Consider the following 17,947-nt stretch of genomic DNA (forward strand, 5'->3'; position numbering starts at 1 on the left):
TCAGCGGGGATAGGGGACAGGGTCACGCCGACCAGACTTCCCGGCACACCTCGTTGAAAATGGTACCAAGTGGGTGTGACGTCACCCATCGATGTTCATTTCGTGGACTGACGGTGTCGTTACGCCATGAGTGGGCGTCAGAGAGTGATGGTGAGCCCGTTGTCGTCAGGACGGATGGGGGTGGTGAGTTCGTCGTGATCGACCCAAGCCCGCCAGCATTCCAGCTGGTAGGGCAGTCTCAGACCACTCATGCCGGCGGAATCGTCAGCAAGAGCAGCGACCTTGGTCAGCAGCTCGGAGCGAGAGTCGGTGTCGAGGTCCTGGACAGCAGGAAGATTGGCCGCCATGGCGATGAGGGAATCCCGATCGACCGGAACCCAGAGGCGCTTCGTGGTGTGCTCATCGTCGGGGAAGTACTTGCTGGAGACGAGTTTCTGCACCGACTCAGTGCCGTAATCGCCACTCATGGCGCTTTCGTCAACAGTGCGCAACAGGGCTGCCAGCCTCTTGACCCACGGGACGGTGTCGTCACGCACCAGCCAGGAGACACCGAGGACGCTACTGGGTCGCAGGACGCGGGCGACCTCGGGCAGCACGAGTCCGGGAGCGAGCTCGTGGAATCGCTGATGTACCAGGACGGCGTCGAAGCTACAGGGGTTGAGGGGTAAGGACTCGGGCGATCCGCAGACAGCCATGACGCCGGGAGTCCGGTTGAGTTTTGCTGCCGTCTCAGGGTCGCGATGGACGGCCAGCACGTCGACCCCGTGAGAGGCCACGGCCCGGCAATAGGTGACAGTCGGGCACAGCACGATGACCCGACTACCCGGCTCCAGGCGCCCAGCAGTCAGCCATTCGAGCGTGCCGCTGGGGAAACGCGGGGTGGAGGTGACTGCCATGGGCCCGATTGTAGGGGGAACTGCTGAGGCCGGGTTGTCCACAGGGGTTCCTCGGCGGTTCGCCACGGTTTTCCACAGAACCAGGATTCGGTGACAGATTTCGCGTCCTGTGACGACAACTGAAGGTATGAGGATTCTTGGAGAAAGACGGGACCTGGCGCTGCGCCAGCCCGCCGAGGACGCTGCCCCGGACGCCAACTCCGTGGCCTTGGTGAGTCGAGACAGCCGGTTGTCCGAAGTCGTCGGGTCGGTGGCGGCCAGTGGCGGGGTTGTCGTCGAGGTCGTGGCAGATCGGGACATCGTGGCGCGGGCATGGTCGCGTCACGGCCCCCTGCTCGTGGGTGCCGACATGGCCGGGACAGTGATGGCCTGGGGCCTGTCGGCTCGGCCGGGAACCCATGTCGTCGGTTTCGACGCCGAGGAGGCTGCACGGTGGTCGGCAGGACTGTCGGCCAGCGTCATCGTCGTGCCGCGGGCCAACCAGGTGCTCACCGAGATCCTCCATGACGAAATGGCCGCGACCGCGAAGGCCACGGTGGTGCAGGTGGACTCGAGTGGTGGCGGCACCGGGGTGAGCACCCTGGCGGTCGGACTGGCATGGGCTGCCGCGAGATCAGGGATGAAGGTCGGGCTGGTCGAGCTCGATCCTCACGCCGGCGGGATCGATCTGTTGTTGGGTATCGAGAGGACGGACGGGTGGCGGTGGCCTGAGTTGGCCTCGGCGCGTGGAGTGACCACCGATCTGGGGTCCCACCTGCCATCGATTGACGGCGTCGAGGTGGTCAGCGCGGGAAGGGTGGGCGCCCAGGTGCCTCCAGCGGCGCGCCGGGCCGTGGTGGATTCCCTGGCGGGGGATCACGATCTCGTCGTGGTGGATCCAGGACACATGTCGGCCCCGGAGGTGTCGGTTGACGTCAGGGTCGGTGTGGTCGCCGCCGATCTCAGGTCTGTCATGACCGCGCGAGGCCAGGACCTGCCCAACCTGCTGGTGGTCAGGCGTGGCCCTGGGCGATCGATGTGTGACGAGGACATCGAGTCGGTACTGGGAGTCCGACCGGACGTCGTGGTGAGGGATGACCGCCGTCTGGTTCGTGGGCAGGGCGACGCCGAGGCACCGTGGGTGGTGGCATCTCGACGATGGCGTCGCCGGTGCCAGGAGCTGGCTGAGGTGGTGATGTGCGCATGAGCGGCGACGAGCCAGACCGTCAGCTGGTCGAGCAGGTGCGTCGTCGGCTGGCAGGTCTTGGCCGTGACTGGACGCCGATGGACGTCGCCCACGCCATCCTCGACTGCGGGCAGGTGGCCTCTGACAAGACGGTATTGGCAGTCGTCGAGGAGCTGCGTCGGACCAGTACCGGGGCGGGCCGTCTGGAGCCTCTCCTGGTGACCGATGGGGTCACGGATGTCCTGGTCAACGGCCCGGACCAAGTGTTTATCGACCGCGGCAAGGGGCTGGAACTGACCGACGTCACCTTCAGTGGACCAGAGGAAGTGCGGGCGTTGGCGGTGCGCCTGGCAGCTGCGGTGGGACGTCGTCTTGATGACGGCAACCCGTGGGTGGATGCCCGGTTGCCCGACGGCACCCGAGTTCATGCCGTCCTCGACGTCCTGGCCCGACCGGGAACCTGTCTCAGCCTGCGCGTGCCATCGCGACGTAACCTGTCCCTCGACGATTGGGTGGCCTGGGGATCGATGACCCCGGGGTGCCGACAGATCATCGACGAGATCCTCATCCGCAAGCTGGCCTTCCTGGTGACTGGAGGCACCGGAACCGGCAAGACGACCCTGCTGTCGGCAATGCTGACGAGTCTGCCAGCGGATCAGCGGCTGATCATCGTCGAAGATTCCCGGGAGATCTGGATAGACCATCCGCACTGGGTGTCGATGGAGGCTCGGGCCGCCAATTCCGAGGGCAAAGGTTCCGTCACCCTCACGGACCTGGTGCGGCAGTGCCTGCGCATGAGGCCCGATCGGATCGTCCTGGGAGAGGTGCGAGGTGCCGAACTGCGGGACCTCCTCATGGCTCTCAACACGGGTCATGAGGGCGGATGCGGGACGGTGCACGCCAACGGTGTGGCCGAGGTGCCAGCTCGTCTGGAGGCCCTTGCCGCCCTGGGCGGCCTGTCGCGAGACGCGGCTTCGGCCCAGATCACCGCAGCCCTGCATACCGTCATCCACCTGGAACGGGGATCGTCAGGTCGACGGGTGGCCGAGATCGGCGTCTTCACTGACGTCGACGGTCGAGCAGTTGTGCTGCCAGCCGTGCGATGGGACGCGGATGGTGCAACGAGCCTCGGTGCGGGTGCCGGGAGATTGTCCGAGCTGCTGGGGACGGAGGTGGCCCCATGATGATCGTGGCGGCCGCGGCCCTCATGGGTGTGGCGGTGTGGATGGTGGTCCCGCCTCCCATGAGACGACAAGAGGGACGACGCCCGCCAGCCTGGTCAGTGGTGCCGGCCGGGATTGTGGCCGTCGGGTTGGTGTGTGGCATCAGCGGTGTGGTGTGGGCCGTCATGGCCACTGCAGTGGGAGGGACGGTGTTCATCGTCGTGCGGAGACAGCGACGACGAACCCAGACTCTCAGAGGCGGACAGGAAGTGGCCCGGGCGACGAGAGCCCTGGCAGGCCGAGTGTCGGTCGGGGAGATCCCGGCCATGGCCTTGGACCACGTTGCTGACGATGTCGAGGTGCTGGCCCGGGCCAAGAGGGCCCAAGCGGTGGGAGGAAGTGTTCCCGACGCCCTCATCGCGACCGCCCGTCAACCGGGAATGGCGGGTTTGGTGCCCCTGGCCCATGCCTGGCAGTTGGCCGCGACGACGGGTGCTCCACTCGCCCCAGCTGCCAAGTCAGTGGCGGAAGGAACCGCTCGGCGGGCTCGCCTGGAAGCCACCTTGGACTCCGAACTCGCCGCGGCCAGGGCGTCTGGACGGATCATGGGCCTGCTGCCCTTCGTCGGGTTGCTCATGGGACATCTCGTCGGGGCGCGCCCGACGGTCTTCCTGACGACCACCTGGTTGGGGAGGGCCTGCCTGGTGGGTGCGACCCTGCTGGCCTGTGTCGGGGTGCTGTGGAGCGAGTCCCTGGCGGATCGTGTGGCGAGGGAGGCCCTGCCATGACGGACATCGATGTGGACAGAACGCTGATTCCAGCGATGGTGATGGCTGCAGTAGCGGCCTGGCTGATCGTCCTACCAGCGGGGGAATCTCGAACGAAATCTCGCAAACGTTCTCCGGCCTGGCTTGCCCCTCGCAGCGGGGCCCCCGCTCTCGAGGTTCGGGTCGTGGCGGGCCTGGCGGCCGGGTGCGGGGTCATGGCCGCAGTTTCCTGGCCCTTCCCGGTGGCAGTAGTGGTCGCCGGGGCTGCCGGAGCCGTGGTGTGGTGGGGATCTGGGCGGCTGGAGTCTTCTGCGCATCGGCGGGAGGAGCAGCGGAGGGCGGCCCAACTGCCAGAAACCCTCATGATGCTCTCCAGCGCGATGGAGGCCGGCCTGCCCTTGCGATCGGCGGTGACGACGGTGGCGGAATCCTTGGACGGGCCCTGTGCTGAGGACTTGCGCCGGTTGGCGTCATCCCTGGCTGCTGGGGTTCCGGATTCCAAGGCCTGGAGCGTCCTCGCGTCGGCGCCGGTGTGGAGAGATCCGGCTCAGGACGTCTCACGAGCCGTTGATTCGGGCGAGGGTGTCAGTGAGCTGTTGTCGGCCCACGCCGCGCAATTGCAGATCGCTGCTGCCGAGCAGGCGGGGAAGAAGGCACGCAAGGCCGGCGTCGACGCCATCGGCCCGCTGGTCTGCTGTCACCTCCCAGCCTTCCTGCTGGTTGGGGTGGTGCCGATCATCGCCGGGATGGTGCTCGGGGTGGTGTGACGAGGGTGACGGCCGTGCTTGAGGGTGCGGCCGGCATCGTCATGTCCATGGCAAAAGTGGTTATCCACAAGGGGTTGAGACGGTCGTGCGGGGGTTGTCCACAGAAATGAAAAAGGTGACGGATCTCGAGGGTTCAGACGACAACTGAAGGTGTGAGGCGTGGGCCTCACCTCGGTCGGGAGTGGTCCGGCCGCAAGAACAGACAGGAGACGACAGTGTCTGAGAAGAACCCAACGACTGAACCCGTCATCTCTGCAAGGTCCCTCGACCTGGTTGGTTCAACCGAAGCTGCGGTGGAACCATCAGCTCGGGGACGATACCGAGCAGCCCGCAACAAACTCATCGATCGCGGCATGGCCACCGCAGAGTACGCCGTCGGCATTCTTGCTGCCGTCGCCCTCGCCCTGGTGATGTTGAAGATCGTCACTCACCAGGAGGTCTTCACTAAGTTGCTCAAGCTGGTCGTCGGCATCATCGGCAAGGCCGGAGGCATGCTGCCGTGATCAGGCTGACTCGTCGTGGTGGGCGTCAACGGGCGTCCGCCACGCCGGGTCGCTCCTCGCGGCGATCCGGACAGAACGCGTCGCGGGGAATGGTGACGGTCGAGATGGCCGTCAGTCTCATCACGGCAGCCCTGGTCGTGGTGGCCAGCTGCTGGGTGGTGGGGCTGGTGGTCGTCGAGGATGCCTGTCGCACGACGGCTGCCCAGGTGGCCCGCCAGGTGGCTCGTGGCGACACAGCCTCGGCACGTCAGGCCGAGAGACACGCCCCGACCGGGGCGCAGGTGTCAACCAGGTCCTCGGGTGGCTGGGTTGAGGTGACGGTCCAGGTTAATCGGTCCCTGGGACGGCTCGGACCGGTTCATCTGCGCGGTCAGGCGCGCTCGCCGATGGAACCGGGGGAGTCATGAGGAGGTGGTGTCATCGCCGCTCGTCCGGTGGTCGCGATGCGCGCCGGGAACGAGGCTCGGGAACCGTGATACTGGCGGCTGCCGGGGTGGGATTCATCGCGGCGGTCTGGCTGTCCATCCTGGTGACGGGATGGTGGTCGGCCGGTCATCGCGCTGAGGAGGTGGCCGACATGGCTTCCTTGGCGGCCGGACGAGCTGAAGCCCTCGGCGAGTCGGGATGTCCGGTCGCGTATCAGACGGTGCGGGCGAACGGAGCTCAGCTGATGGCTTGTGAGGTGCGTGGTGGACCGACGGGGTTCACCGTCATCGTCGATGTGGGGATGAGGCCCCACCGCGGATGGGAGTTGCCTGGCATGCCCACGACGGTGGTGAAAACCTCTCGAGCCGGCCCGATCGAGTGAGCCGGAAACAGGAGGTTGGCAAGGAAGAACACGTGTGACGTCGAGACCGTCAGTGATCCGTCCCCAACGTCGGGGTCATGATCAGCCAGGTGATCGTGCACGGATACCGCAGTAATTCGTGACCTCGTCATGGAGCTGGGGCGGATCACCGTCGTCACTGCGTGCCATTCTCAGTAGGTAATTCGCTCATGCGAAGGAAGGGTCGAAGACCCTGGGGGATGACTCCATCGCCGCACCGGCGGTCATCGTCCAGCGATCCGACAGGTATTGCCGGGGTGGCAGGCGACGTCTGAACTGGGATCAGGTTCCCAGCGGATCCATCTCCGCTGTCAACGCGGCCGCCGATGCCTTGTCGAGCATCTGATTGGCGTTACCGCACTTGGGCGAGACGACGCAGGCAGGACACCCCGACTCGCACTCACACTGGGCCAGCCGCAGAGCGGTCGCATGCCACCATTCCTCGGCCTTGTCGAAACCGGCCTGCGCGAAACCAGCCCCACCGGCCTGGCCATCGTGGATGACGATGGTGCACGCCCCGGTATCGGGCAGCATGACCGTCGACACCCCGCCGACATCCCACCGATCGCACGGCGAGAACATCGGCAACAGCCCGATCGCGGTGTGCTCGCAACCATGAGCCGCCCCCGCCAGATGAACCGCATCCAGTCCCAGCTTGTCGACGACCTCGTCAGGGATGACCCACCAGCACGCCTGGGTGATCATGGTGTGGGTGGGCATGTCCAGGGCTGTGGAGTCCCAGACGTCATTGGTGATCTCGTCGCGACGCAGATATCCGACGACCTGTTCGGTCAGTTCCACCTGCCCGCATGCCACATAGCCCGGCCCAAAATCTCGGCGCTTCTCCTCCTGGATGATGCGTACCGTTGACGCCGATTGTGGCTGGGTCCAGTAGCCCGGCAGACCCTGGTGCACCAGGGCGTGGTGCTCGGCGGGGTCATACTCGTCGACCAACCACTGGTCGCCCTGGTGCAGGTACACCGCTCCCGGATGAACCGTTCGATCCCCGGCGGCCTCGTCGACCACCCCGATGACTCGACCGGTGGACCGATCGATGATGTCAATCCCCTTGCCAGCTGCCGATCTCAGGTCGATGGCGTCGACAGCTCGCCCCGGGCGGGTCCAGAACAGCCGATTCCCACGTCGTCGCAGCACCTTCTGGGCTGCCAACATCTCGCACATTCCGGCGAAGGCTGACCCGTAGAACTCCTCGTCGGCAGGGGAGAGGTAGGCCTCCTGGGCGGCCGCAGCCAGATGCGGACCGAGGACATAAGGGTTGTCTGGATGCAGGACTGTCGACTCCACCGACGAGGAGAACAACAGTTCTGGGTGGTTGAAGAGGTACTGATCCAGCGGATTCTCCCGGGCCATGAGGACGACGAGGGCGTCACGTCCGGACCGGCCGGCGCGACCGGCCTGCTGCCACAGGGACGACAGTCGTCCGGGATATCCGGCGATGACGACGGCGTCCATCCCCGAGACGTCCACCCCCAGCTCCAGGGCGTTCGTCGCCACCACGGCTCGCACGGATCCGTTTTGCAACCCGGCTTCGATGGCTCGACGATCCTCGGGCAGGTATCCGGCGCGATAGGAGGCGATCCGCGCCCCACCGGTCACCCGGTCCTGGGCGTGGGCAGAGATGACCTCTGCCAGTGACCGTGAGGCGACGAAACAGATCGTCTGCATCCCGGCGTCGGCAAGGTCCGCCACCAACCCGGTGGCGTCGCTGGACACCGACTCGGCCGGCTGCCACAGCACGACGTCGCGTCCCGGATGAGGAGAGCAGTCTTCGTCGACGACATCGACCTTCTCCACTCCGAGCAGACGCGCCCCGGCCTCAGCCGCATTCGTTGACGTCGCACTCGACAGCAGGAAGACCGGATCAGCCCCGTGCATCCGGCAGAGCCTGCGAAGCCGACGGATGACCTGGGCCACGTGGGCCCCGAAGACCCCGCGGTACCGATGTGCCTCGTCGATGACGACATACCTCAGACTTCCCAGTAGGGAGGCCCACCGGGAGTGGGAGGGCAACACTGTGTGGTGCAGCATGTCTGGATTGGTGAGGACGTACCGGGCCTGCTCCCGGGCGAATCGACGCTCGGCGTCGTCGGAGTCACCGTCGAGGGTGGAAACCAACCAGTTGCGCGGCCCGATCTTGCGACAGACCCGGTCCTGGTCGTGGGCCAGGGCCTTCGTCGGGGCCAGATACAAGGCGCTGTTGCGTTTCAGGGAATCGCGCAGGGAGGCCGACAGATTCGGGGTGGGCGGGTCAGGCAGCACCGGAGTCGTCGACGCCGTCGCCGCCATGATGGGCAACAGGTAGGCCAAGGTCTTGCCAGATGCCGTTGCGGTGCAGATGGCGGTGTGGTGTCCGGCTTTCGCCAACTCTGCTAGCAGCGCTTGATGCTCCCACGGGTGTGAGATGCCGGCCTTCTCCACGGCTTTGCGACAATCCTCGGGCAGCCATGACGGCCACTCACAGGTGCGCCCAGACGCAGCGTCACGATGATCGACGTGCACCACTTGGGGGCTGGCCAGCAGTCGTGACACAGTCCTGCCGTCGGGTATCGACGGGACAGATGGAACGGCCACGCGCCAAGATTGCCACCATGGGCAGACACCTCACCGCCGACGAGATCGAACAGCTGCGGAACACCTTCATTGATATCGGCTTCCTCACGGACCCCGTTATGGCCGCCATCGGGGACCCCGGGCAGCTCGGACTGACGAGAAACAGCACCACCCCGGCCGCCCGGGCCCTCGTGGGTCGCACCGATCCGCTGGCTGGGGCCATCCGGCTCTGGCTGCTTCAACAGCAGGTCCCCGCCGAGCAGCTCTCGCCACTGCCACTGGAGACCCTCGCCGAGGCAGGAATCGTGAGCGTCGACGGGCCGACGGTCCGTGCCCTGGTCGACCTGCGTCCCTACGGTTCTCCCGACGACGGCGCCTCCGGCTGGACTGTCTCCGACCTCACCCCGGGATTGGACAGGGTCATCACCAAAACCCGCTCCGACTACGTGTTGGGCGTCTCGCCGGCATCGGTGTCCCTGACCCAGATGGCCGTTCCCACCCATGTCGGGAGCGCCCTGGACATGGGTTGTGGATGTGGCGTGCAATCCCTGCACCTGTCTCGCCACGCTGACCGTGTCGTTGCCACTGACATCAATCCACGAGCCCTTCAGATGGCCGAACTCACGTGCCGTCTCTCCCATGCGGACGTGGACATTCGGGAAGGGTCCCTCTACGACCCTGCTGGAGATGACACTTTCGACCTCATCGTCACCAATCCGCCATACGTCATGGCCCCTCCCAGCCCGGACGGTCAGCGTCTGGTCTACCGAGAAGGCGGATTCTCCGGCGACGGCCTGGTGGAAGCCGTCGTCCGTGGCGCCCCTGCCCGCCTCAACGACGGCGGCATGCTTCAGGTTCTCGCCAACTGGGCCCACATCGGAGATCAGCCGTGGTCCGAGCGACTGGCCACCTGGGTCGAGGGGACTGGCTGTGACCTGTGGGCTGTCGAGCGGGAACACCTCGACGTCTGCGAATACATCGAGACGTGGCTCACTGATGCCGGCCTCGACGGATCCCCTCAATGGCGTCCTCGCTACGACGAGTGGCTGTCCTACTTCGACACCCTCGACGTCACCGGTGTCTCCCTGGGTTGGATCACGCTGACGAAGGCTGGTCGCGACGAGCCGGATCTGTCCTTCGAGGAATGGCCCTGGCAGGTCGCACAACCCATCGGAGGGACGATGGCCCAGCGAGCCCAGGCCGTCACCTGGGCTCGTCTGAGTGACGAGGACCTGGTGGCCCGGCGCTGGCGTATTGCCTCTGACGTCGACAACGAGACCACCGGACGCCCCGGGGCCACCGATCCGGAGCACATCGTGCTGCGTCAGCGTCGAGGGTTGTGCCGTGCCGTGGAGATGACGACGGCCTCCGGTGGGGTGCTGGGAGCCTGCGACGGGGAACTCACCCTGGGACAGATCACCGGCGCCGTCTCGGCGATCCTCGAGGTCGACCATGAGGACGTCCTCGCCGAGGTGCTCCCGCTGGTCCGCGAGTGCCTGCGTCACGGCATCCTCGAGGCTGCCTGAGTCCTTCAGAACCGGTGGACGATGACCACTCTAGCCCCGGTGGCAGGGGTGTTCCTCGGTGCGCTATTTTTGGTGAGTAAATCATCAAAAAGGAGAACTGATGACCGATCACCAGGAGATCCCCCTCACCGAGACCCATCACTGCAGCTGTGGTGAAAGCAATGCCGGACTGCCCGAGCTCGACGTGCGCACCATTCCGCACGCCATCCGCCACGGTGCCGTCATCGGTGCCTTCGCCCAACTGCAGCCGGGCGCCTCGATGGTCCTCATCGCCCCACACAATCCGCTGCCCCTGCTGAGCCAGCTCGAGCAGATCAATGGATCCCTCGGCATCGAGTACCTCACCGAGGGCCCGGAGGAGTGGCACATCAAGCTCACCAAGCAGGCCTGAGACCTTCTCGCAGGATGTGAACGCGCCCTGCCTCCGACCTCCTGCCGTCCAGCCCGAAACAGGCTGGCCGAACAGGCTCGTCGGGGGCAGGGTGTTCTCGTTGCGAGCGAACTCGAGGTGCTCGATGCGACGGCTGTTGTTACGGTTGACGCGCGACCACCGGCGACGGTGCCGCTACATTGGGCCGCGGACCGTCCTCCTCGGGGCAGCCCACATCACGTCAACGGAGAAGGCAGGAATGTCACCGACCAAGAGCCTCGTCATCGTCGAGTCACCCCACAAGGCCACGATGATTGCCGGGTACCTGGGGCCCAAGTACACCGTGCGAGCCAGCCAGGGTCACGTGCGAGATCTGCCCACCAGCGCCTCCGAGGTGCCCGCCAAGTACAAGGGTCAGTCCTGGGCACGCACCGGCGTCAATGTTGACGACGAGTTCACCCCCATCTACGTCGTCTCCCCGGAGAAGCGGTCGACGATCCGTGAGCTCAAGGGCCTGCTCAAGGAGTCCGACGAACTTCTGCTCGCCACCGATGGTGACCGCGAGGGAGAGGCCATTGCCTGGCATCTGCTCGACGAACTCAAGCCCAAGGTTCCGGTGCGCCGGATGGTCTTCAACGAGATCACCGAGAAGGCCATCAACGAGGCCGTCGCCAACACCCGTGAACTTGACACCGACCTCGTCGACGCTCAGGAGACCCGACGCATCCTTGACCGTCTCTATGGCTACGAGGTCTCCCCAGTGCTGTGGAAGAAAGTGCTTCCGCGGCTGTCCGCCGGTCGTGTGCAGTCGGTGGCGACCCGTCTGGTCGTCGACCGTGAGCGTGAGCGGATGGCCTTCACCAGCGCCAATTACTGGGACATGGAGGCCGTTCTGGCCGCCAAGTCCGATGAGTTCAACGCTCGTCTCGTCGCCCTGGACGACACCAAGATCGCTGCCGGACGCGACTTCGACTCCCACGGCGACCTCACCTCCAAGGTGCGCCGCCTCGACGAGGCCACCGCGACCACCATCGCGAAGGCCCTGGAGAAGGCCTCGTTCTCCGTCACCAAGGTCGAGTCCAAGCCGTACACCCGTCGTCCGTACGCTCCTTTCCGCACCACGACCCTGCAACAGGAGGCCGGCCGCAAACTCGGCTTCACCTCCCAGCGCACCATGTCAGTGGCCCAGGAGCTCTACGAGGGCGGCTACATCACCTACATGCGTACCGACTCGGTGGCCCTGTCCCAGGAGGCCATCCGTGCGGCCCGCAGCCAGGCCGCCGAGCTCTACGGTCCCGACCACGTCCCGGACAAGCCGCGCATCTACGCCTCCAAGGTCAAGAACGCCCAGGAGGCCCACGAGGCCATCCGTCCCGCCGGCGAGCACTTCCGCACCCCGGCCGAGACCGGCCTGACCGGCGACAGGTTCAAGCTCTACGAGCTCGTCTGGATGCGTACCCTGGCCTCCCAGATGGCTGACGCCAAGGGCGAGACTCTCTCGGTGACGATCGGCGCCACCCCGTCCTCCCCGATCAGCGTTGCCGACGGTCACGTCAGGACTGCCACCCTCACGGCATCCGGTCGCACCATCACCTTCCACGGCTTCCTGCGCGCCTACGTCGAGTCGGTCGACGAGGGAGCCTCCGACGACGCCCAGAAGCGCCTGCCCCAGCTCTCGCAGGGCCAGGACCTGGATCCGCGCGAGGTGACGGCCAACGGTCACGACACACGTCCGCCGGCCCGCTACACCGAGCCCAGTCTGGTGGCGAAACTCGAGGAGCTGGAGATCGGCCGTCCGTCGACCTACGCCTCGATCATCCGAACCATTACCAGCCGTGACTACGTCTTCAAGAAGGGATCGGCCCTTGTTCCGACCTGGCTGGCCTTCGCCGTCACCAGGCTGCTCGAGGAACACTTCTCCAACCTCGTCGACTACCAGTTCACCGCCGACATGGAGGAGACCCTCGATCAGATTGCACGCGGCAACGCTGACCGCGTCGCGGTGCTCTCGGCCTTCTACTTCGGCCAGACCAAGTCCGACGACGGTGACGTCCCGACGCCCGCCGAGGGCCACGAAGGACTGCACCAGCTCGTCACCGAGCTCGGGGACATCGACGCCCGGTCCATCTGCACCTTCCCGATCGGAGACTCCGTCGTCGTCCGGGTGGGTCGCTATGGCACCTACGTCGAGGACTCCGAGGGCAACCGGGCCAACGTCGACGACGCCCTTCCCCCCGACGAACTCACCATCAAGGCTGCCAAGGAGCTGCTGGCAAGCCCGAACGGTCAGGATCGCGAGCTCGGGCTGGACCCGCACAGCCACCGTCCGATCGTGGCCCGCAATGGCCGTTTCGGTCCCTACGTCACCGAGGTGCTCGACGACGACGAGGCCACCGAGGTCGTCGAGACGACCACCAAGGACGGCAAGAAGCGTCGCACCAAGCGCAAGGTGAAGCCGCGCACCGCCAGCCTGTTCAAGTCGATGAATCTCGAGACCGTCACCCTCGACGATGCTCTCAAGCTGCTCTCCCTGCCACGCGTGGTGGGCACGGCCGCCGACGGCACCGAGATCACCGCTCAGAACGGACGCTACGGCCCGTACCTCAAGAAGGGCACCGACTCGCGCTCCCTGGGCAGCGAGGAGGAGATCTTCTCCATCACTCTGGAGCAGGCCGAGGCCATCTACGCCCAGCCCAAACAACGCGGTCGCGCGGCCGCAAAGCCGCCGCTGCGTGAGCTCGGCGAGGACCCGACCTCCGGGCGTCCGATCGTCGTCAAGGACGGCCGTTTCGGCCCTTACGTCACCGACGGCGAGACCAACGCGACCCTGCGCAGGGACGACTCGGTCGAGGCCATCACCCCCGAGCGCGCACAGGAGTTGCTGGCCGAGAAGAGGGCCAAGGGCCCGGCCAAGAAGAGGACGACGCGGAAGACGACCACCCGCAAGACCACTGCGAGGAAGTCGACGACCAAGTCCACCTCGAGGTCCACGTCTTCCAAGTCGACCACGATGAAGAAGGCAGCTGCGAAGTCGTCGTCAGGAAGCTGAGATGACCACGGCGTGGCATTCGGGAAGCACCGAACCGTTGTACTTCGAGTTGGCGTGGACGGCTGCTCGACCGGTTCCGGCCGACCTGCACACCACCGTCGCCACTGTCGGGGCGCGTCGCACCATCGAGTGCGAGGTCACCCTGCTCGATTCCCCGGACCACCGACTGCTGAGATCGGGAATCGTCATCGCTCACCGCGTCGTCGACGGGCTGGGGGAGTGGTACATGGACGCTCCGGAATGGTCGTCATGGCTTCCGGTTGCTCGGTCGGTGGCCCTCGACGCGGCCGGTGAGCTGCCCCGGGACTTCGCCTGCCTGGCTCGTCCGTTCCTGCGTGGGGCGACCCTGTGTCCGGTGGCGGCCCTGTCCTGGGAGCGCAACGAGACCATGCTGGAGGCCCCTGACTCCACCAAGTTGGCCCTTATCCGCGACGACCGGATTGCCGTCGTCCAATCCGGGGTGACGACGTCGAGGGTTCGCGAGCTGACCATCAACCCGCGTCGGGGTCTCACGGAGGGTCAGCGGGAATGGCTCACCAACCGCATCTTCGCTCTGGGCGGGGTGCCCGTCACCCGTCATCCCTCGGTGCTGCGCCGCCTGGGCCCGGGTGCCGGAGCCCTGACCGATTACCCACGTCCTCATCTGCATGACGGCGCCGGTACGCAGGCGTGGGTGTCGGCCCAGCTGGCCGGGCGACTGCGCGACGTCGTCGAGGCGGACCTGGCCGCGCGGTGCCAGGGAATGGACCTCGGGTCGACTGAGACGAAACGTACCGAGCCGCGCGTCCTTCCCGAGTCCCCGGACCGCACTGACCTGGTTGGCATGGGGTACGACCCGGTGACGACCTCGGCTCCCAGCATCCACGACGGCACTCATGGGTCCATTCGGCCTGTCCAGAAGGAGATTCATGCGCTGTCGGAGGCCCTTGACGCGATGTCGGGTCTGCTCGATCCGCCATGGGTCGATCGTGCCCGGGATCTGTGTCTGCGGATGATGAAGCTGGACCCCAGCCACATCAGCATCCACAGCCTGCCCCGTGAGTACTACCAGCTGCTCGAGGAGATGACGGCGGCGGCGCGGTCGCCGCGTGTGACTGTTGATCCCGATCTGCCCGCCCGTTCGACGATGAAGCGCATGCTCAAGGAGTCGGTCGCTCATGCGGTGGCAGTCTGCGACGACATCGAGGACTCCCAGGGATGGGCGGCCGCCGAGACGTCTGCCCGTCATGCTGCCGCAGTCGCCGGCATCCTTGACACCGGTCGAGCCGAGAAGGTGGCCAAGCGGCTGCGCCCGGTCGTCAAGGAACTGGCCCGGACCAAGAACAACGTGACCGAGGACGTCGACGTCTCCGAGATGTCTCCCGAGCAGGCTTTCGAGGCTGGACGTCAGGTGGAGCGGGCTCGGGCGGCCATGTCCGCATCCCGGCAATCGTTCCGGGACGACTGGCCACAGCATCGTCGCAAGATTCTGAAGGCTCTCCATGACTGATCAGCAGACTCGCACCGGACGCGATCTGGGCGGCCTCTTCATCGTCCTCGAGGGTGGGGACGGTGCCGGCAAGACGACTCAGTCCCGGCTACTCGACCAATGGCTGACGAGTCAGCGCATTTCGCATCTCATGACCCGTGAGCCCGGTGGCTCCGGGCTCGGGCAGAGGATCCGGGAACTGGTGCTGTTCCCCGACTCGGCGGAGATCTGCCCGCGTGCCGAGGCCCTGCTCTACAACGCTGACAAGGCTCAACATGTCGAGCAGGTGATCATGCCGGCTCTACGTGAGGGCAAGGTCGTCGTCTGTGATCGCTACATCGACTCGACGATCGCCTATCAGGGGGCCGGGCGCGTCCTCGACCCTGAGGAGGTGGCCCAACTCGCGAGTTGGGCGACGGCTGGCCTCGTCCCCGATCTGACGGTGTTGCTCGACGTTGATCCCTCCGAGGGGGCCGGAAAGATTGCCGCCAAGGATCGTATGGAGGCGGCCGGTGAGGAGTTCCACCGGCGGGTTCGCCAACACTTCCTCGACCTTGCGGATACTCACCCAGAGCGCTATCTCGTCCTCAACGCTCGGAAGCGTCGTGAGGAGATCCGCGATGCAGTCAGCAAGCAGGTGAGCGAACTCCTCGACCGGTGAGCAATCGAACGCCGTCACTACGAAGGTGTCGACATGATCTGCAACGATGATCCCGTGAGCGATGTGTTGACCGGTGTGTGGGCCGATCTCGTGGGTCAGGAGAAGGCCGTCGAGGTGCTGCGCCGTGCGGCGGAGTCGCAACCGGGTCGCTCCTCCCACGCCATGAGCCATGCCTGGCTCATCACCGGACCGCCAGGATCGGGCCGGTCCAACGCGGCGAAGGCCTTCGCGGCTGCATTGCAGTGCGCCGAGCACGGCTGCGGACAATGCAATGCCTGCCGAACCACCTTGTCAGGCGCTCATCCGGACGTCACCCTGGTCCGCACCGAGGCGCTGTCCATCGGTGTCGACGAAGTGCGTGAATTGGTGCGACGAGCGGCGATGAACCCGGCGCACGGTCGTCATCAGGTGGTCGTCGTCGAGGACGCGGATCGCATTACCGAACGAGGCGCGGATGCCTTGCTCAAGGCCATCGAGGAGCCAGCGCCGAAGACCGTCTGGCTGCTGTGCGCGCCCACTCCTGAGGACGTCATCGTGACGATCAGGTCTCGGTGTCGACGTCTCCATCTGGCCACCCCGCGCGACGAAGCTGTGGCAGACCTACTGACTCGACGTGACGGGATCCCCCCTGAGATGGCCGCCGAGGCTGCTCGAGCTGGTCAGGGCCACATCGGCCGGGCACGCCATCTGGCTCGCGATGAGGAGGCTCGAGCGCGCCGCAACGCCATCGGTGAGCTCCCTACCCGGCTGCGGAGCCTGGGGGATTGCCTGCAAGCAGCCGAGGACCTCGTCAACCAGGCCAGCGAGGAGGCCGCCGCTGCCACCGCTGAGTCCGATGCCTCCGAGCGCGCCGAGCTGGAGAAGGCCCTGGGATTTGGTTCCGCAGGGGCTCGTCCGCGCAATGCACAGGCTGCGATCCGGGATCTGGAGAAGCAGCAGGCCGCGCGGTCGAAGCGACTTCAGCGGGACGCCTTGGATCGCGTCCTGACGGAGCTGACCGCCTATCACCGCGATGTGTTGGCCATCCAGACCGGGGCAGTACGTCCGGAGGAGGAGAACGCTCTGCGAGGGGCTCGGCTGGTCAATGCCGGCTGGTCAGCCTCCTTGCACCGGGTGGCGCATTCCCAGAGCCCCGAACACACCGTTGCCACCATCGACGCCATCTTGGACGCGAGGAACTCCCTCGAGCACGGCGTCACCCCGTTGCTCGTGATGGAAACTCTCCTCATCGCCATGACGGGAGCAGCTCGCTCTCTGGCGAATCCCACTTGTCAAGGCCTGACGAAGTGAATGACAACGGTGTGTTGCACCGCTGCCGGAGCCATTTTCGTGGCACAGTGTGAATGTGCCGTACCGTATCCTCGGTGCGGTCCCCAAGTCGTGAGGATTGAGCGTGAGCAAGGCGATCAAGAGGACTGCAGCGGACTCCACCGACGCCGAGACCACCCGGGTCATCCAGACGGGGGCCTCCCGCGTGGATGCCGATGCCAACCGCACTGAAGTCATCAAGCCCAGCGATTCGGCGGACTCGGAGCGCACCAGCGTCATCGACGACGACGTATTCCGTCCCGACACCGAGAAGACCCGCGTCGTTGATGATCGTGAGTTCGAGGAGGAGCGTCGCCGCCGTGAGCTGGCTGATCAGCGTGCCCGTGAGCGTGCTGACCGTCAGGCGATCGAGGCTGAGCGTCAGCGTCGTGCCGCCCATGCCGAGCCCGAGCCGGAGCCAGTGGCTGAGCCGACCCCCAAACGCACCACCGACAAGGCCATGGCCTCCTTGGGCATGTTCCTGTTCCGCATCGTCGTCGGCGGTATCCTGGGCATCCACGGGTTCCAGCACCTCACCCAGCGTGATCTGACCCTGCGCGCCGTGCAGACTCTCCCGTTGCCCAGCGGATACGCCCAGACCGGCGTATGGGTGCTCGGCATCTGCGAGTGCATTGCTGCCGTGTGCATCATCCTCGGCCTGTTCACCCGCATCGCCGGAGTCGGCGTCATCATCATCATGGTGTTGGCGTTGACCTTCATCTTCTGGGGCAGTTTCGCCATCTTCAAGACCATGGGCTTCAAGGGGGAACTGGAGCTCCTGCTAGCCGGATGCGGTGTTCTGCTGCTCTTCCTGGGCGCCGGTGGTTGGTCGATTGACGCCGCCTACCGGCGCAGCCGTGCCGCTGCGAAGGCTGAGGAGGCCGGCTACTGAGCCGAGTCGTAGCGG

General features: G+C 65.9%; 16 protein-coding genes. 14 read left to right on the top strand and 2 right to left on the bottom strand.

All coding sequences use genetic code 11. From position 1 onward, the window contains the following. Positions 1 to 137: 137 nt before the first annotated feature. Positions 138 to 752 (bottom strand): class I SAM-dependent methyltransferase, encoded by a 615-nt coding sequence (locus ACP8LP_RS01255; RefSeq protein ID WP_252906072.1) that lies wholly within the window; start codon positions 750 to 752, stop codon positions 138 to 140. Between the two features lie 271 nt (positions 753 to 1,023). On the opposite strand from ACP8LP_RS01255, the gene ssd reads away from it, so the two are divergent. The 7 genes from ssd to ACP8LP_RS01290 all read left to right on the top strand — a co-directional run bounded on the left by ssd (position 1,024) and on the right by ACP8LP_RS01290 (position 6,069). Beyond that, entirely contained in the window at positions 1,024 to 2,082 is a 1,059-nt protein-coding gene (gene ssd / locus ACP8LP_RS01260; RefSeq protein WP_016666850.1) for a septum site-determining protein Ssd, read from the top strand. Then, positions 2,079 to 3,245, top strand: coding sequence for a TadA family conjugal transfer-associated ATPase (locus ACP8LP_RS01265; RefSeq protein ID WP_016666851.1), 1,167 nt, complete (start codon positions 2,079 to 2,081; stop codon positions 3,243 to 3,245). The genes ssd and ACP8LP_RS01265 overlap by 4 nt, the downstream gene beginning before the upstream one ends. Next, positions 3,242 to 4,012 carry a type II secretion system F family protein gene (locus ACP8LP_RS01270; protein WP_016666852.1) on the top strand — a complete coding sequence of 257 codons (771 nt, stop codon included), beginning with the start codon at positions 3,242 to 3,244 and terminating at the stop codon, positions 4,010 to 4,012. Before ACP8LP_RS01265 ends, ACP8LP_RS01270 begins: the two co-directional genes overlap by 4 nt. Further along, on the top strand, positions 4,009 to 4,758 hold the full coding sequence (locus ACP8LP_RS01275; protein ID WP_016666853.1) for a type II secretion system F family protein: 750 nt from the start codon (positions 4,009 to 4,011) through the stop codon (positions 4,756 to 4,758). The genes ACP8LP_RS01270 and ACP8LP_RS01275 overlap by 4 nt, the downstream gene beginning before the upstream one ends. 215 nt (positions 4,759 to 4,973) lie before the next feature. Further along, the gene (locus ACP8LP_RS01280) at positions 4,974 to 5,261 is read left to right on the top strand and encodes a DUF4244 domain-containing protein (protein ID WP_004810383.1); all 288 of its coding nucleotides are present in this window, start codon (positions 4,974 to 4,976) and stop codon (positions 5,259 to 5,261) included. An 89-nt stretch (positions 5,262 to 5,350) separates the two neighbouring features. Continuing rightward, on the top strand, positions 5,351 to 5,668 hold the full coding sequence (locus tag ACP8LP_RS01285; protein WP_004810384.1) for a TadE family type IV pilus minor pilin: 318 nt from the start codon (positions 5,351 to 5,353) through the stop codon (positions 5,666 to 5,668). Further along, positions 5,665 to 6,069, top strand: coding sequence for an Rv3654c family TadE-like protein (locus ACP8LP_RS01290; RefSeq protein ID WP_050796893.1), 405 nt, complete (start codon positions 5,665 to 5,667; stop codon positions 6,067 to 6,069). The genes ACP8LP_RS01285 and ACP8LP_RS01290 overlap by 4 nt, the downstream gene beginning before the upstream one ends. A 300-nt stretch (positions 6,070 to 6,369) precedes the next feature. Here the strand turns inward: ACP8LP_RS01290 and ACP8LP_RS01295 are convergent, their stop codons facing one another. Continuing rightward, a complete protein-coding gene (locus ACP8LP_RS01295) occupies positions 6,370 to 8,679 on the bottom strand; it encodes a DEAD/DEAH box helicase (protein ID WP_484483226.1) in 2,310 nt (769 codons plus the stop codon). On the opposite strand from ACP8LP_RS01295, the gene ACP8LP_RS01300 reads away from it, so the two are divergent. The 7 genes from ACP8LP_RS01300 (at position 8,667) to ACP8LP_RS01330 (ending at position 17,932) form a co-directional block, all read left to right on the top strand. Next, positions 8,667 to 10,184: a methyltransferase gene (locus tag ACP8LP_RS01300; RefSeq protein WP_016666856.1), complete on the top strand. Its 1,518-nt coding sequence runs from the start codon at positions 8,667 to 8,669 to the stop codon at positions 10,182 to 10,184. The genes ACP8LP_RS01295 and ACP8LP_RS01300 overlap by 13 nt on opposite strands. A 100-nt stretch (positions 10,185 to 10,284) precedes the next feature. Next, positions 10,285 to 10,575, top strand: a complete 291-nt coding sequence (locus ACP8LP_RS01305) for a DUF2249 domain-containing protein (RefSeq protein WP_004810388.1) — start codon at positions 10,285 to 10,287, stop codon at positions 10,573 to 10,575. Positions 10,576 to 10,813: 238 nt separating this feature from the next. Further along, positions 10,814 to 13,603: a type I DNA topoisomerase gene (gene topA / locus ACP8LP_RS01310; RefSeq protein WP_063279252.1), complete on the top strand. Its 2,790-nt coding sequence runs from the start codon at positions 10,814 to 10,816 to the stop codon at positions 13,601 to 13,603. A gap of 1 nt (position 13,604) precedes the next feature. After that, positions 13,605 to 15,092, top strand: coding sequence for a hypothetical protein (locus ACP8LP_RS01315; RefSeq protein ID WP_063279251.1), 1,488 nt, complete (start codon positions 13,605 to 13,607; stop codon positions 15,090 to 15,092). Continuing rightward, positions 15,085 to 15,732 carry a dTMP kinase gene (gene tmk, locus ACP8LP_RS01320; RefSeq protein WP_016666859.1) on the top strand — a complete coding sequence of 216 codons (648 nt, stop codon included), beginning with the start codon at positions 15,085 to 15,087 and terminating at the stop codon, positions 15,730 to 15,732. The genes ACP8LP_RS01315 and tmk overlap by 8 nt, the downstream gene beginning before the upstream one ends. Before the next feature lie 54 nt (positions 15,733 to 15,786). Beyond that, a complete protein-coding gene (locus ACP8LP_RS01325; protein WP_334338781.1) occupies positions 15,787 to 17,022 on the top strand; it encodes a DNA polymerase III subunit delta' in 1,236 nt (411 codons plus the stop codon). 103 nt (positions 17,023 to 17,125) lie between these two features. Further along, positions 17,126 to 17,932, top strand: a complete 807-nt coding sequence (locus ACP8LP_RS01330) for a DoxX family protein (RefSeq protein WP_016666861.1) — start codon at positions 17,126 to 17,128, stop codon at positions 17,930 to 17,932. Positions 17,933 to 17,947: the final 15 nt, after the last annotated feature.

It is taken from the genome of Cutibacterium sp. LaCa_89 (assembly GCF_058177555.1).

Excerpts from the sequence above, each read along its gene's own strand:
- ssd (WP_016666850.1), top strand. The coding sequence starts at position 1,024 with ATGAGGATTCTTGGAGAAAGACGGGACCTGGCGCTGCGCCAGCCCGCC.
- ACP8LP_RS01265 (WP_016666851.1), top strand. The coding sequence starts at position 2,079 with ATGAGCGGCGACGAGCCAGACCGTCAGCTGGTCGAGCAGGTGCGTCGT.
- ACP8LP_RS01270 (WP_016666852.1), top strand. The coding sequence starts at position 3,242 with ATGATGATCGTGGCGGCCGCGGCCCTCATGGGTGTGGCGGTGTGGATG.
- ACP8LP_RS01275 (WP_016666853.1), top strand. The coding sequence starts at position 4,009 with ATGACGGACATCGATGTGGACAGAACGCTGATTCCAGCGATGGTGATG.
- ACP8LP_RS01285 (WP_004810384.1), top strand. The coding sequence starts at position 5,351 with ATGGTGACGGTCGAGATGGCCGTCAGTCTCATCACGGCAGCCCTGGTC.
- ACP8LP_RS01290 (WP_050796893.1), top strand. The coding sequence starts at position 5,665 with ATGAGGAGGTGGTGTCATCGCCGCTCGTCCGGTGGTCGCGATGCGCGC.
- ACP8LP_RS01300 (WP_016666856.1), top strand. The coding sequence starts at position 8,667 with ATGGAACGGCCACGCGCCAAGATTGCCACCATGGGCAGACACCTCACC.
- ACP8LP_RS01305 (WP_004810388.1), top strand. The coding sequence starts at position 10,285 with ATGACCGATCACCAGGAGATCCCCCTCACCGAGACCCATCACTGCAGC.
- topA (WP_063279252.1), top strand. The coding sequence starts at position 10,814 with ATGTCACCGACCAAGAGCCTCGTCATCGTCGAGTCACCCCACAAGGCC.
- ACP8LP_RS01315 (WP_063279251.1), top strand. The coding sequence starts at position 13,605 with ATGACCACGGCGTGGCATTCGGGAAGCACCGAACCGTTGTACTTCGAG.
- tmk (WP_016666859.1), top strand. The coding sequence starts at position 15,085 with ATGACTGATCAGCAGACTCGCACCGGACGCGATCTGGGCGGCCTCTTC.